Annotated in this window: 13 protein-coding genes, 1 tRNA gene and 2 pseudogenes; 7 read left to right on the forward strand and 9 right to left on the reverse strand. The window is 59.3% G+C overall.

Annotated features, from left to right (window positions below):
* Positions 1-29: 29 nt before the first annotated feature.
* The 3 genes from K3724_RS19595 to K3724_RS19605 form a co-directional block, all read right to left on the reverse strand.
* Positions 30-1,133 carry a site-specific DNA-methyltransferase gene (locus tag K3724_RS19595; RefSeq protein ID WP_024092002.1) on the reverse strand — a complete coding sequence of 368 codons (1,104 nt, stop codon included), beginning with the start codon at positions 1,131-1,133 and terminating at the stop codon, positions 30-32.
* A 107-nt stretch (positions 1,134-1,240) separates the two neighbouring features.
* Positions 1,241-1,858 (reverse strand): ribonuclease HII, encoded by a 618-nt coding sequence (locus tag K3724_RS19600; protein ID WP_259992693.1) that lies wholly within the window; start codon positions 1,856-1,858, stop codon positions 1,241-1,243.
* A gap of 97 nt (positions 1,859-1,955) precedes the next feature.
* Positions 1,956-2,471: a hypothetical protein gene (locus K3724_RS19605; RefSeq protein WP_129372478.1), complete on the reverse strand. Its 516-nt coding sequence runs from the start codon at positions 2,469-2,471 to the stop codon at positions 1,956-1,958.
* A gap of 169 nt (positions 2,472-2,640) precedes the next feature.
* Between K3724_RS19605 and K3724_RS19610 the strand changes: the two genes are divergently transcribed.
* From K3724_RS19610 to K3724_RS19620, 3 genes are all read left to right on the forward strand, one after another.
* Complete coding sequence (locus tag K3724_RS19610) at positions 2,641-2,934, forward strand: hypothetical protein (protein ID WP_259988424.1); 294 nt, start codon at positions 2,641-2,643, stop codon at positions 2,932-2,934.
* Positions 2,906-3,607 (forward strand): hypothetical protein, encoded by a 702-nt coding sequence (locus K3724_RS19615; RefSeq protein WP_259988426.1) that lies wholly within the window; start codon positions 2,906-2,908, stop codon positions 3,605-3,607. The genes K3724_RS19610 and K3724_RS19615 overlap by 29 nt, the downstream gene beginning before the upstream one ends.
* A 142-nt stretch (positions 3,608-3,749) precedes the next feature.
* Positions 3,750-5,309, forward strand: a complete 1,560-nt coding sequence (locus K3724_RS19620) for a DUF427 domain-containing protein (protein WP_259988428.1) — start codon at positions 3,750-3,752, stop codon at positions 5,307-5,309.
* Between the two features lie 16 nt (positions 5,310-5,325).
* Here K3724_RS19620 and K3724_RS24050 read toward each other — a convergent pair whose 3' ends face one another.
* Together K3724_RS24050 and K3724_RS19625 are read right to left on the reverse strand one after the other, a co-directional pair.
* A complete protein-coding gene (locus tag K3724_RS24050) occupies positions 5,326-5,583 on the reverse strand; it encodes a transposase domain-containing protein (RefSeq protein WP_409201392.1) in 258 nt (85 codons plus the stop codon).
* A gap of 6 nt (positions 5,584-5,589) precedes the next feature.
* Positions 5,590-6,388: pseudogene (locus K3724_RS19625) on the reverse strand (IS5 family transposase).
* A 49-nt stretch (positions 6,389-6,437) separates the two neighbouring features.
* On the opposite strand from K3724_RS19625, the pseudogene K3724_RS19630 reads away from it, so the two are divergent.
* Positions 6,438-7,410 (forward strand): annotated as a pseudogene (locus K3724_RS19630) (IS5 family transposase).
* A 124-nt stretch (positions 7,411-7,534) separates the two neighbouring features.
* Here K3724_RS19630 and K3724_RS19635 read toward each other — a convergent pair.
* Positions 7,535-7,611 (reverse strand) — tRNA-Arg (locus tag K3724_RS19635).
* Between the two features lie 134 nt (positions 7,612-7,745).
* On the opposite strand from K3724_RS19635, the gene K3724_RS19640 reads away from it, so the two are divergent.
* The 3 genes from K3724_RS19640 to K3724_RS19650 all read left to right on the forward strand — a co-directional run bounded on the left by K3724_RS19640 (position 7,746) and on the right by K3724_RS19650 (position 10,743).
* Positions 7,746-8,147, forward strand: coding sequence for a hypothetical protein (locus K3724_RS19640; protein WP_259988430.1), 402 nt, complete (start codon positions 7,746-7,748; stop codon positions 8,145-8,147).
* Between the two features lie 365 nt (positions 8,148-8,512).
* Positions 8,513-9,538, forward strand: a complete 1,026-nt coding sequence (locus K3724_RS19645) for a LacI family DNA-binding transcriptional regulator (protein WP_134831119.1) — start codon at positions 8,513-8,515, stop codon at positions 9,536-9,538.
* Positions 9,538-10,743, forward strand: a complete 1,206-nt coding sequence (locus tag K3724_RS19650; protein WP_259988432.1) for a winged helix-turn-helix domain-containing protein — start codon at positions 9,538-9,540, stop codon at positions 10,741-10,743. Before K3724_RS19645 ends, K3724_RS19650 begins: the two co-directional genes overlap by 1 nt.
* Before the next feature lie 4 nt (positions 10,744-10,747).
* Here the strand turns inward: K3724_RS19650 and K3724_RS19655 are convergent, their stop codons facing one another.
* The 3 genes from K3724_RS19655 to K3724_RS19665 are packed head-to-tail and all read right to left on the reverse strand — an operon-like array spanning position 10,748 to position 13,288.
* The gene (locus K3724_RS19655; RefSeq protein ID WP_259988434.1) at positions 10,748-11,191 is read right to left on the reverse strand and encodes a thioesterase family protein; all 444 of its coding nucleotides are present in this window, start codon (positions 11,189-11,191) and stop codon (positions 10,748-10,750) included.
* A gap of 13 nt (positions 11,192-11,204) precedes the next feature.
* Entirely contained in the window at positions 11,205-12,710 is a 1,506-nt protein-coding gene (locus tag K3724_RS19660; RefSeq protein ID WP_259988436.1) for a TRAP transporter large permease, read from the reverse strand.
* Positions 12,707-13,288, reverse strand: a complete 582-nt coding sequence (locus K3724_RS19665; protein WP_259988438.1) for a TRAP transporter small permease — start codon at positions 13,286-13,288, stop codon at positions 12,707-12,709. Before K3724_RS19665 ends, K3724_RS19660 begins: the two co-directional genes overlap by 4 nt.
* Positions 13,289-13,311: the final 23 nt, after the last annotated feature.

A 13,311-nucleotide genomic window follows, 5' to 3' on the forward strand; every position in this document is an offset into this window, starting at 1 on the left:
GGTTTTCACGTTCACAAAAGCCCCGGGCCTCAGTTCTGCATCTCAGCCCGGATCTGCTGGCGCAGCACGTCGATCGGCACTGTCTTGCCCTCGCGCTTGAAACACCAGTAGGTCCAGCCGTTGCAGGACGGCGCGTTTTCCAGATGAGCGCCCACCTGATGAATCGAACCTTTGATGTTGTCGCCAATCAAAGTGCCATCGGCGCGCACTTTGGCCTTGTGGCGGCGGTTCATCGAATACAGCTCCTCGCCCGGGCGCAGCATGCCGCGCTCCACCAGCTGGCCAAAGGGCACCCGCGGTGCTGCGCGTTTGCTGGCGGACACTTCCAGGGCCTCGCGGTCGAACTTGCGCACAGCCTTGATGCGTTTCTCCGCCACCTTGCGATAGGCTTCCTCGCGTTCGATGCCGATGAACTCGCGCCCGAGCATCTTGGCCACAGCGCCGGTAGTGCCAGTGCCAAAGAACGGATCCAGCACCACATCGCCCGGGTTTGTCGAGCCGACCAGGATCCGGTGCAACAGCGATTCCGGCTTTTGCGTCGGATGCGCCTTGTCGCCGTTTTCGTCTTTCAGCCGCTCATGTCCGGTGCAAATCGGCAGCACCCAGTCGCTGCGCATCTGAATGCCCTCGTTCAGCGCCTTCAGCGCTTCGTAGTTGAAGGTGTATTTCGCGCCTTCCGACTTGGACGCCCAGATCATGGTCTCATGCGCGTTGGTGAACCGCTTGCCGCGGAAGTTCGGCATCGGGTTCGACTTGCGCCAGACCACATCGTTCAGCACCCAATAGCCTGCGTCCTGCAGCGCCGATCCGACACGGAAAATATTGTGGTAGGAACCGATCACCCAGATAGACCCGTTCGGCTTCAGCACCCGGCGCGCCGCCTTGAGCCACTCGCGGGTGAACTGGTCATAGACCGCAAAACTGGAAAACTGGTCCCAGTGATCATCCACGGCATCGACTTTGGAATTGTCGGGACGGTGCAGCTGGCCTTTCAGCTGCAGGTTATACGGCGGATCCGCAAAGATCAGATCGACCGAGTTGGCCGGAAGACTGTTCATCGCCTCGATGCAATCGCCGCCCATAATCGTGTTTAAAGGGAGCGCTGCCGCGCCCTTTGTCATAGTTTTGTTCATTGCTCTGCCTCATACCCGCGGCGCATTTTTGCGCTCATTAGGTTGTCCACAGGATGAGTCATCGCGGATTCGAGGTCAATTTGTTTATTAGAACAACACCCTACGGTTCACTCTTGATACAAGATGTTGTGTACGGGTTTGAATGACCGCCGATGATGTGGGGTCACACCTAATTCAACTAGCGCCTCGCGGTGCTGTTTCGAGGGGTAGCCTGCGTTTTTCTCCCAGCCATATCCAGGAAACTGTTGCGCCAAATCCACCATGACCCTGTCACGCACCAGTTTGGCAATAATCGACGCCGCCGCGATGGAGACTGATTTGGCATCTCCTTTGACCACAGCTTCCGACGTCAAAGCCAATCCTTTGGGTATCAGGTTGCCATCTATCAGCAGATAGTCCGGTGCCGGATCCAGGGCTGCTACCGCGCGCTCCATCGCCAGATGCGAGGCACGTAAAATATTCAGGGAATCAATCTCTTCGACTGAGGCGTGGGCAACGGACACCTGACCAGCGGCCAGAATTTTTCCTTCCAGCGCTTCGCGTTTTTTCAAGCTCAGTTTCTTGGAATCGTTGAGCCCCTCGGGAATAGCAGAGATGTCCAGCACCACCGCTGCGGCAGTGACCGGCCCGGCCAGCGGGCCGCGGCCCACCTCGTCCACTCCGGCTATTCTCAGGTACCCTTTGACAAGGGCGGCATCTTCCAGGCTGTAATCAGGTTTTGTCATGCCAGTGAGAAAGCCAATTCGAGCCGGAATTTCAACCCGCACAAAAAAGAGGGGGCCGAAGCCCCCCAAGTTGCTGCTGCCCGAAAGCGGAATATCGTTAGCGGTTGACCATCCGGAAGCCATGCTGCTTCAGACAGCGGGGTTTGTAGCCGGTGCGGTTGCGTTTGCCGTTCCAGAAGGTCACCTTGCAAGCCCGCGGCAATTTCTGCGTGTACCCGTAATTGCGGTCGAGACAGCCTTTGCCGGCCAGCGGATAGTTGCGGCTGTAGCGCGGAAAATAGCGGACACACTGTGCCGGCAAGTCATAACGGTGCACCCGCGGCGGCAGCGGTTTCACATGCCCGCCATGGCGGTTGTGCGAGTTATGCCTGTGGCCGCCATGCCCATGGCCACGCGGCGGGTTGTAAGTCCGGGTTACTGCGTGATCGTCGTCTTTCCTGGCATCATTAATGGCCGCACCAAGAATCCCAAGCAGGGCCATGCCGGCAATAAATTTGGCGACATCCTCGTCTGCGCGGGCAGGCGCTGCCGAGAAACCGGTAATGGCAATAGAAGCTGCCACGATCATGGCAATGAATTTGCGGTGCGGCTTGGAACCATATGTCTGGGCCATTTCGGGACCTTTCTTTTGATTGTCGGATGCGCAGCCTGTGCGCTTGGATGTCTCCAACCTGGCCCCACCCCCTTCAGACAGGCAATATCGGCCGCTTGTTATTGGATATCAGCAGTCTCAACCCCCTGCGGTTATTGAATTTCAAGGCCCGCCGCCGCAGGATGCCCATATGAAACAGAACCTCCTGATCCCCGCACTTGCGGCTGCCCTTCTGGCGCTATCGCTGCCAGCCCAGGCGGCAGATTGCTATGCCGACTACAAGGCCAAGCAAGACAATCCGCTGCGCCTGCACTACGGCGTGATCCAGCTCTCCGGCGCCTGCAAGAAAAAATCCGCCCGGCGCGAGGTCCAGGCCCGTATTGCACCCGGCGGCTGGAAGCTTTTGAATGTCCTGTCCGTCTTCGGCCCCGAAGGCCTGCAACAAAGGAAGGCCAATGCCGGATCCTACTATCTCCGTTTCTGAGGCCCGCGCGGCTGGCAGCAGGGTGATCGCGCTCGGCATTGCAGCGATTGTTGCGCTTCTGGTGATTGCCGGCACGGTTCTCTTGCTGACCCTGCCCGATGCCAATGCCTTTAACGCGCGGGTTGAGCAGCTGTTTGTCGAAAACGATCTGACAACCCAGGCCGAGATCAAGCTGCTGGAAATCCTGGCCCAGTCCGGCACTGCCTTTGCCGACACGCTGACCAGTTACCGGATGGTGATTTTTGTCCTGCTGCTGTTTGCCACTGCGATGATGGTGGCTGCATTGACGGTGCTTGGCATGCTGGTGATGCTCAACCGCCGCATGGCGCAGATCGAACGCTCCGGCATCCAGGTGAATGAACTTCTGATCAGCCGCGATGAAAACACTGTCTACCTGAACAACATGGGGTTCAAACTGACGCCCGCAGCGATGGAAACTCTGGCGGTTCTGGCGGAGGCCCGGCTCGACGATGACGTGCTGTCAGGCGCCGAAATCGAAGCAGTGATTTCCGGCCGCATCTCCGCCGACTGCGAGGAAGCCGCCGGCGCCACCCGGATAAAACGCCTGCGGGACACGCTGGGCAACCAGATGGTGAGTGAACTGCTTGTCAAAAACATCGCCAAGCGCGGTTATGTGCTGGCCATCAGCAGAGACGTGATCCGTATGGTCTGACCTGTCTGGCTCCGCTTTGCTCAACATCATGTGTTCAACTCTGGATTTTCCGCCCCCAGACCCCACATAGTCCAGAACCGGCCCACGCCGGCCGGTCCTGGTTTTCAGCACATTTCCGGCGCAACGGACAAGGACCTCAGGGATGGATGCACAGGTACACGCACCGCATCGGGGCTACGGCATTGTTATCGAGCCGCTTCAAGGCTTGGTCACGGCCCGGCGCAATGGCACCGTTCTGGCGCAAAGCTCCCGCGCCAAGGTGATGTATGAAACCCGGCTTCCCCCAGCGATCTATTTTCCCTCGGAAGACGTGACAGCACAGCTATCGCCTAACACCCCCTTGCAAACCTTCTGCCCCTTCAAAGGCACGGCCAGTTACCGCGACATGCTGTTAACTGGCGGCGGCATACAGAACGCTGTCTGGTCTTACGACGAGGCAATGCCGGAGGCAGCGGCCATATCCGGCCATATTGGCTTTATGCCTGGCGCAGAGGCCGAATTCGACCTGGGCAGCAACAGCGTGGAAATGCCGGACTACGGCAATATCTCCGGCCCGGTGATCGACTGGCTGCTGCGGGACGCCGCCCTGGTTCCGACCCCCGAAGACCTGACGGCCGCTCTGGCAGAAAAATTCGTCGAGCAAGGCATCTATTTGTCCCGCATGTCCGTCATGGCATGGTCGCTGCACCCGCTGATCGCGGGCAAGAACTACATCTGGCAAAAGAAAACCGGCGAGGTCACCACCTACGCGCCGTCTTACGAAATCCACGACCACCCAGCCTATCAGAACAGCCCGCTGCGCCACGTCTCCAACGGCATGGGCGGTGTGCGCCACCGGCTCGGCTGTTGCCGGTCCGCAGATGCGTTTCCGATCCTTGAAGACCTGCGCAAGGAGGGGGCCACCGACTATGTCGCCATGCCGTTGCGCTTTTCCGACGGGCGCATCAATGTGCTGACCCTCACCAGTGATCACCCGAACGGCTTTTCCACGGCTAACCTGGGGCTGATCTTCGAATGCTCCGATGTGATTGCCCGCTACTATGAAATCTTCATGCAGCGCGAAAACGCGCAGTCGCTGCTGGAAACCTATGTTGGCAAGCGCACCGGCGCCCGGGTACTGGGTGGCGAGATCCGCCGCGGCGACGGAGATGAAATCGACGCCGCCATCATGTTCTGCGACCTGCGCGGCTCCACCCGGCTGGAGGAACAGCTGGGCCGCCAGGACTATATCGCGCTTCTGAACCAGTTCTTCGAGACTGCCTCGACCATCGTGCATGAGCACGGCGGCGAAGTGCTGAAATTCATCGGCGATGCTGTGCTGGCGGTGTTCCCGGCCGGCAGCGATCCTGAAAGGGCCCGCAGGCAGGCCCTGAACAGCGCCCGCACCATCGTGGCCCGGTTGGAGGAAATCGCCCAGGAAGAAGACGGCCACCGCTGCGAAGCCGCCATCGGCATCGCCTACGGGCGCGTGACTTACGGCAACGTCGGCTCGCGTGAAAGGCTGGACTTCACGGTGATCGGCCAGGCCGCCAATATCGCCGCCCGGCTGGGCGACTACGGCAAGACGGTCAACCATCCGGTCATTGTCAGCCAGGACATTCTGAGCGATCCATCACAAGGCGTTTCGCTGGGTGCGGTCACCCTTCATAACGTGTCCCAGCCAGTCACCTGTTTTGCTGTCCCGGCCAAGATTGAACCGTAAGCGCCTCGGCGCTCCCCTACGCTGCGCGGCTTGACGCGGGCCAGAAATTCCAAGGCACGAGGTCATCGATACGGCTTCTGGGATGACCGTCGAGCAACGCGCGCAACGTGCCGGAAAGGCAGTAGACCGGATCGACGACGCACATTTTGCAGTTCGCGATCAAGCTGGTGAGCAATTGACCTGCCAGTGAACTTTCATCCAGAGCAAGGGTCGAGAGGCTGAGCGCTTCATCATCGCGCTTCCCGGGGAAGCCTTTCCTAGGCTCTGGCCTCATTGAGTTTCAAAGCCAGTAGATAACGAGGGCTGCAAGCGCGATTGCTGACAGGAAGACTTTTGGGCATCTGTCGTATCGTGTTGCAACCCGCCGCCAGTCCTTCAGCCTGCCGAACATAATCTCAATGCGGTTGCGCCGCTTGTACCGGCGCTTGTCGTATCTGATGGCTTTCTTGCGCTGCTTTCGACCGGGGATGCAGGCGCGTATCCCTTTGTCTTTCAACGCTTCTCTAAACCAATCGGCATCATACCCGCGATCTCCGAGAAGCCATTGGACGTCAGGCAGGCCACTTAGCAGCGCCTTTGCACCGGTGTAATCACTGACCTGTCCGGCGGTCACGAACAGGTTCAGTGGACGCCCCTGGCTGTCACAGATTGCGTGCAGCTTAGTGTTCATGCCGCCCTTAGTGCGCCCGATCAGGCGCCCACGCCCCCCTTTTTAACCCCAAGACTGGAGGCCGTACGGTGTGCTTTCAGGTAAGTTGCGTCCATTGCCCGGCAGGGCATCACGAGGTGATGTCCCGAGAGGGGATCATCACGGTCTTTTCCTCACCGTGATCAGCAGCCAGACCGGCCATCATCTGGGCAAAGATGCCTTTGTCGCTCCACCGCTTCCAACGGTTGTACAAAGTCTTGTGCGGGCCGTAATCTTTGGGAGCATCACGCCAGCGCAAGCCATTGCGATTGATGAAGATAATTCCGCTCAGAACACGCCGGTCATCAACACGCGGCTTACCGTGGGACTTCGGAAAATAAGGCTCAAGACGGGCCATCTGCGCGTCCGTCTGCCAGAAAAGATCAGACATATCACCGCTCATTTTTCGAACCGTGAATCACACCACCCACCGGAAATCAATGGGTCCTGACCCTAAGAAGTACAAGAGCAAGAATTGGTCGTCTTACAATGACAGCTTGAAGCAGCGCGGATCGTTGTCAATTTGGTTTGATCCGGAGATGGTTTGGACGCCGCCGCCAAACGGCAAGCGAGGTCGGCAACAGCAATTCAGTGATGCCGCCATTCAGACGTGTCTGACGTTGAAGATCCTGCTTGGCATGCCGCTTCGGCAGACAACTGGGTTCGTCCAGAGCCTGTTGCGATTGGTCGGCCTGGACTGGACCGCGCCGGGCTTCAGCACCTTATGCCGCCGCCAGAGAACACTGAATGTGGGCCTGTCATATCGAGGCTCCAAAGGTCCATTGCACCTCCTTATCGACAGCACAGGTATCAAGGCCGAAGGTGAAGGCGAGTGGAGTGCGGAGGATCAGAAAACAGTCCGGGGGACTGTTTTCCCGACAAACGCGCAAGCATGGCGGCCCCAAACGCCGCATCTGGCGAAAAATACATATTGGAATTGACGAAGAAACACTGGAGGTTCGGATGGTCGAGGTCACCAGCAGCAACGTCGGAGATGCTCCCATGCTGCCAGAACTTCTGAACCAAATCCCGCCCGACCAGGACATCGGCAGCGTCACAGCTGATGGGGCATATGACACGCGTAAATGCCACGAGGCGATTGCCGCCAGAGGTGCCAATGCCGTGATCCCTCCGCGCAAGAATGCCAAGCCCTGGAACCCGGCGAACGCCGGAGCGATTGCCCGAAACGAAGCGGTCAGTGCGCAGCCATATCTGGGCCGCACCTTGTGGCGACGTTGGAGCGGATACCACCGCCAAAGCCGCGTCGAAACGAAGATGCATTGCATGAAACTACTTGGCCAATCGCTGGTGGCGAGGGACTTTGATCGGCAGGTTGCAGAAATCCACGTCCGCATCGCCATCCTCAACCGCTACACGGCTCTTGGCATACCCGTCACTGAGCCTGTAGGCTGAGTCCGTATGGGGTATAAGGGGAAGAGCGTCCTTCGCCTGATTTGTGCAACAAAGCCATTGACAGCCGGTGTGCATAAAATCCGGCTTCCGTGCATTCTTATGCCTCATTGGCAATTGATTTTCTTGGCGACCCCGGCAGGATTCGAACCTGCAACCTGCCCCTTAGGAGGGGGCTGCTCTATCCAGTTGAGCCACGGGGCCGCGCTTGTTTATGCGATAACAAATCCCTCCTGCGATCACAATGGTAAGCGATGCATCTGCCCCCCTCGATGGCATCCAAACGCGCTCAACTACCCTGTGATATGTAAGCCTCCAATCCACAGCAGGAGGGGAACATGCCGAAACATAAGGTATGGAGGTTCACCATTGAAACATCTCCTTCAGGCAAGAATACCTGGCCCATCGACCTGAAACGGGAAGCAATTCGGCGCTTCGGCGCGCTGCAAAACGGCAAGGCTTGGTCCGAAGACCTAGGTTACGATTTCGAGCTGAAGCATGATCGGCGGACCTGGCTAATCGAGGTCATACCCAGCCAAGGCGATCGGTGCCAGTTCGAGATGGGAGTGTCCGAGGTTCGCGCCGCACGGGAGGCAGCCAGGCCTAAAGCCGGTCAGCGTTATGTCGTGATCTATGTCGCCAACCCTGCGACTTTGAGAGCAACACGGGTCGACATTTTGCCAAACCCTATGAGCGATGAACCCGAATTGGGCGGTGACAGAGATCGAGCGAAGTGTTGAAATTCTGCTCTTGCCGGTTTTTTGCGGTTGCGGTGCTGCAACATCAGAGGCGGTTTCCCGCCTTGCGTGCCTGCGCCGTGTTTGTGCCGTGAGCGCGACGTCAGACCGCAATGGGCCAAGAACGCTCGTGCAGTGCGCTTGAGCCGATGGATCGCTTTGGCCGAGGCTGTTTCGTATTAGTGCTGCGCGCCAATATAGAGACCATAGGGTGCGTCAGCTAGAAGCCTCTGCCGGGGTCAGTTGCAACACTTGCTCACAATGGGATGGGCGGGGCCGATTGCCTGTTTGCCGCGCGCAGTTTCCATTGTGCAGCAACCGATGTCTGCGCTAACGTTGCACACAGCAATAAAAAGAGGCTCAGGAACGTGACCACGGACAGCAAGCGCCCTCTCACCCTCCGCGATGTATCCGAAGCAACCGGTGTATCCGAAATGACCGTAAGCCGCGTACTGCGCAATCGCGGCGATGTGTCGGAAAAGACCCGCACCAAGGTGCTGAGTGCCGCCAAAGAACTGGGCTACGTGCCCAACAAGATCGCCGGCGCGCTGGCTTCGAACCGGGTGAACCTGGTGGCGGTGATCATCCCCTCGTTGTCGAACATGGTGTTCCCCGAGGTGCTGACCGGCGTCAACAAGGTGCTGGAGAATACCGAGCTGCAGCCGGTGGTCGGCGTCACCGACTATCAGCCCGAGAAAGAGGAAAAGGTGCTTTATGAAATGCTCTCTTGGCGCCCCTCCGGTGTGATAATTGCAGGATTGGAACATACCGAGGCCGCCCGCGCCATGCTGAACAGCGCCGGTATCCCGGTGGTGGAGATCATGGATACCGACGGCAAGCCGGTGGATGCGATGGTCGGCATTTCCCACCGTCGCGCGGGCCGCGAAATGGCCAAGGCGATCCTTAAGGCCGGATACCGGCATATTGGCTTCATGGGCACCAAGATGCCGCTTGATCACCGGGCGCGAAAGCGGTTCGAAGGTTTCACCGAGGCGCTGGCCAAGGAAGGCGTGGAGATCGAAGACCGCGAGTTTTACTCAGGCGGTTCGGCGCTGGCCAAGGGGCGCGAGATGACTGAAGCCATGCTGGAGCGCTCACCGGAATTGGATTTTCTCTATTTCTCCAATGATATGATCGGCGCGGGCGGGTTGCTGTATTTGCTCGATCAGGGCATTGATGTGCCGGGCCAGATTGGCCTGGCTGGTTTCAACGGGGTGGAGCTGCTGCAGGGGCTGCCCCGCAAGCTGGCCACTATGGACGCCTGCCGCCTGGACATCGGACGCAAAGCGGCTGAGATCATTGCGGCACAGCTGGACGATCCGGACACAGAGATCGATAAGCATGTCACGCTGACCCCGACCATTTCCTATGGCGACACGCTGAAACGGCGCTGATGGCGCTGCAACGGCTGGACAATCAAAGCGCGCGGCGGCTGTTCCTGGACCGCCATGCCTTGCTGGAGCAGCCTGCTGGCCCTGCCAAGGGTGCGGACTTGCTGGCGCTGATCCAGCGTTTGGGGTTTGTGCAGCTCGACAGCATCAACACGGTGGCGCGCGCCCATGACGTGATCCTCTATTCACGCCGCCCGGGTTATCGGGCCAAACATCTGAAGCAGCTCTACGAGCGGGACCGCGGGCTGTTTGAACATTGGACCCATGACGCCGCGATGATCCCGATGGGGTTCTACCCCCATTGGCATCTGAGGTTTCAGCGTGACACCGAGTTGCTGCGCAATCGCTGGCGCAACTGGCAGCGCGACGGGTTTGAGGCGCAGTTCGAAACCGTCCTGAACCATGTGCGGGATCACGGCCCAGTCAGTTCTTCTGACCTTGGCAAGGATGAAAAGAAGGGTTCCGGCGGCTGGTGGGACTGGCATCCGTCCAAAACCGCGTTGGAATATCTCTGGCGTTCCGGCGCGCTGACTGTGGTGGGGCGCGAAGGTTTTCAGAAACGCTATGACCTGACCGAGAGAGTGATTGAGGAGCATCTCTGCCCAGGCGCCCAGCCCTGCGATGAGGAGGCCACAGTCAGCTGGCTTTGCTCCGCTGCGATGGACCGGCTGGGCTTTGCCACTTCCGGCGAGCTCGCAGCGTTCTGGGACACGGCTTCTCCGGCGGAAGCCAAGCTATGGTGCGCCGAACAGCTGCGCCAAGGAGAGCTGGAAGAGATCGAGATCCAGCAGGCTGACGGCAAGCTGCGCAAAGTGTTCGCCCGTCCGGGCACCGTGGAGACCACTGCGGAATTGGGTCCGGCACCAGGCCGGATGCGGGTGCTCAGCCCCTTTGACCCAGCCCTGCGCGACCGCAAGCGGGCGGAACGGCTGTTCGGTTTCCATTACCGGATTGAGGTCTTCACCCCCGCACCCAAGCGCCAGTACGGCTATTACGTCTTTCCGCTGCTGGAGGGCACACGCCTGGTCGGCCGCATCGATATGAAGGCGGACCGGGACGCGGGCGTCTTGCGCGTCACCGCCGTATGGCCTGAACGGGATGTGAAATGGTCGCTGCCCCGCACAAAGCGGCTGGAGGCAGAACTGGACCGGGTTGCGCGCTTTGCCGGCCTCAGCAGAGTGAGTTTCGCTGACGGCTGGTTGCGCTGAGGAATTACTCGGGCCGTAGCTGGGCCTCGATTACTTGGCGGTAATCCTCCGGCGCGGGTATTGCAGTAAAGCTCTCCGGAGCAATGAAAACGCAAACAAACTTGCCTTCAAAGCACAGCACCCCATCCTGCCGCGCTTTCACCCGGAAAGTCACCGACTTTCCACCCAGTGCCGAAGGCCAGACCTCGCATTTCAACCGGTGCCGCGGGGTGACCGGCGACCGGAAATCGATGCTCATATGCACGAACGGCGTACCGGTGCCGCGGTCCAGCTCCATCTGATACCAGCCATCGCCGCCCAGGTGATGCTCCCACCAGGCGTCAATCGCCTCCAGCGCGAAAACTGGCAGCCGCCCGGTATAGGCAATCCGGGCCGGGTCGCAATCGCCCCAGCCCACGCGGATTTCATGCTCGAAACTCGACTGCTGCCCTGTACTGTTCTGCGCCATCACACTAGCCCCGTCATTGCATCAGCATCAGCGGCAGCAGCGTGATGATCGGGAAGGCAACCAGGATGACCACCCGGATAAGATCAGAGGCAACAAAGAACATCACCGCCTTGTAAGTGTCGATCATCTTGGTCTTACGGTCCATTGCGCTGATGATGAACAGGTTCATGCCCACTGGCGGGGTGATCAGGCCAACCTCGACCACGATCAGTACCAGGATCCCGAACCAGATGGCGACATATTCCGCCTCGATCCGGTTCACCCGGCCTTCGGTCACCCGGATGCCCAGCTCTTTCATCTGCTCGCGGGTCAGCTCCGCTCCGGCCGCAATGGCGTCCTTGATCGAGGCGAGCATCTCGGCCCCCATCCCCTCAGGCACTCCAGCCTTCAGCACCTCCATCGCTGCATCCGCCTGCATCGCTGGCAACGACAGCAGACCGAAATCCATCGCCGAGATTACTGGAAAGAAGATCGGGATTGTCAGCAGGATCATCGACAGCGAATCCATCAGGCAGCCGAAGACCAAGTAGAATCCCAGGATCAGTGCCAGCACCATCCAAGGGCTAAGACCCTGGCTCACAACATAATCCGCCAGTTCCTGCGGTACTTTTGTGAGTGCCAGGAAACCATTGTAAAAACCAGCACCCAGCACGATGAAGAAGATCATCGCGGTGGACCGTGCGGTCACCAGGAAACTGTCAGCCAGCGTTTCGCGGTTCAGCCCGCCATTGGTCCAGGCGATAAAGCCGGTGCCAAATGCGCCCACGGCTGCGCCCTCGGTCGGAGTGAACCAGCCCAGGTAGATACCGCCCACCACCAGGCCGAACACCAGAAGCACCGGCCAGACATGTATCAGCGCGGCAAAACGCTCGCGCATCGGCACTGGCGGGCGGGTGCCTGCACTTTCCGGGAACAGCCGCACATAGACCGAGATTGCAATTACATAACCCAAAGCCGCCAGCAGGCCCGGAATGAAGGCGGATAGGAACAGCTTGGCGATGTTCTGCTCGGTCAGGATCGCATAGATGACCAGCACAACAGAAGGCGGGATCAGGATACCCAGCGTGCCGCCCGCCGCCAGCGTCGCGGTCGAAAATCCGCCGGCATAGCCGTATTGCTTCAGCTCCGGCAGTGCCACACGGCCCATGGTGGCAGCGGTGGCCAAGGACGAACCGCAGATCGCACCAAAGCCTGCGCAGGCGCCGATGGCCGCCATCGCAACCCCGCCTTTGCGGTGGCCCAGGAACCCTTCAGCTGCCTTGAACAACGCGGTGGACATGCCGCCGAGCGTCGCGAAATGCCCCATCAGCAGGAACATCGGCACAATGGTCAGCGAATAAGAGGAAAAGGTCGAATAGGTCTCGCTTTTCAGCCGCCCGAACGCCACTTGCGTGCCGTCCGTGACCCAGATCAGCCCGCCAAGGCCGACTAGAAACATCGAGAGCCCGATCGGAACCCGCAGAAAGATCAGCAGCATCAGAACCGGGAAGGAGGCGATGCCAATTTCAAGAGCCGTCACTGTTCGCCCTCCACGCCGTCCCAAATCAGGATCCGGCCGGTAAAAAATTCGATGGTGCGGATTGCACCCATATAGAGGCCCACAATCGCGGCGACGACAGCCGCCACCATGCTGATGCCGTAGGCCCACCAGACCGGAAACTCGAGCAGGAAGGAGGTCTCGCCATTGGAGAATTTACTCGTAAGCCCAGCCCCCAGCCGCCAGGCGATAAGAATCAGCACCGCGGCAAAGACAATTTCGGTCACCATCCGCAAAAACCGGTTCACTCCGCGTGGAAACGTATTGGCCACCACATCAACCGAGGCATGTCCCGCGGTGATCTGGCACAGCGGCATAAAGGCGAAGATGGCAAAGGCCACACCGGCCTCGACCAGTTCAAAATCGCCGTTGACCGGCCCGACCCAGCCGGTCATCCACTTTGAGAACCCCGGCGCAATCCGCTCCATCAAATCGCCATGGAAGACGCCGTTGAGCAAACGCCCAGCGATCGAAACACATGTCAGAATGATCAGAAGAGTGAGGACCGCACCGCCCAGGTAGGCCATGGATTTGGCCAGCCGCATCATGAGCTTGTGCATCGTTCAGTTGCCTTATTCCGGTA

The sequence above is a fragment of the Leisingera sp. M658 genome (assembly GCF_025144145.1).
In the GTDB taxonomy this organism is placed as follows: Bacteria; Pseudomonadota; Alphaproteobacteria; order Rhodobacterales; family Rhodobacteraceae; genus Leisingera.

Coding starts and splice junctions, on each gene's coding strand:
- K3724_RS19600 (WP_259992693.1), bottom strand. CDS start 1,858: ATGACAAAACCTGATTACAGCCTGGAAGATGCCGCCCTTGTCAAAGGG.
- K3724_RS19640 (WP_259988430.1), top strand. CDS start 7,746: ATGCCGAAACATAAGGTATGGAGGTTCACCATTGAAACATCTCCTTCA.
- K3724_RS24050 (WP_409201392.1), bottom strand. CDS start 5,583: ATGAGGCCAGAGCCTAGGAAAGGCTTCCCCGGGAAGCGCGATGATGAA.
- K3724_RS19655 (WP_259988434.1), bottom strand. CDS start 11,191: ATGGCGCAGAACAGTACAGGGCAGCAGTCGAGTTTCGAGCATGAAATC.
- K3724_RS19620 (WP_259988428.1), top strand. CDS start 3,750: ATGGATGCACAGGTACACGCACCGCATCGGGGCTACGGCATTGTTATC.
- K3724_RS19615 (WP_259988426.1), top strand. CDS start 2,906: ATGCCGGATCCTACTATCTCCGTTTCTGAGGCCCGCGCGGCTGGCAGC.
- K3724_RS19610 (WP_259988424.1), top strand. CDS start 2,641: ATGAAACAGAACCTCCTGATCCCCGCACTTGCGGCTGCCCTTCTGGCG.
- K3724_RS19605 (WP_129372478.1), bottom strand. CDS start 2,471: ATGGCCCAGACATATGGTTCCAAGCCGCACCGCAAATTCATTGCCATG.
- K3724_RS19595 (WP_024092002.1), bottom strand. CDS start 1,133: ATGAACAAAACTATGACAAAGGGCGCGGCAGCGCTCCCTTTAAACACG.
- K3724_RS19650 (WP_259988432.1), top strand. CDS start 9,538: ATGGCGCTGCAACGGCTGGACAATCAAAGCGCGCGGCGGCTGTTCCTG.
- K3724_RS19665 (WP_259988438.1), bottom strand. CDS start 13,288: ATGCACAAGCTCATGATGCGGCTGGCCAAATCCATGGCCTACCTGGGC.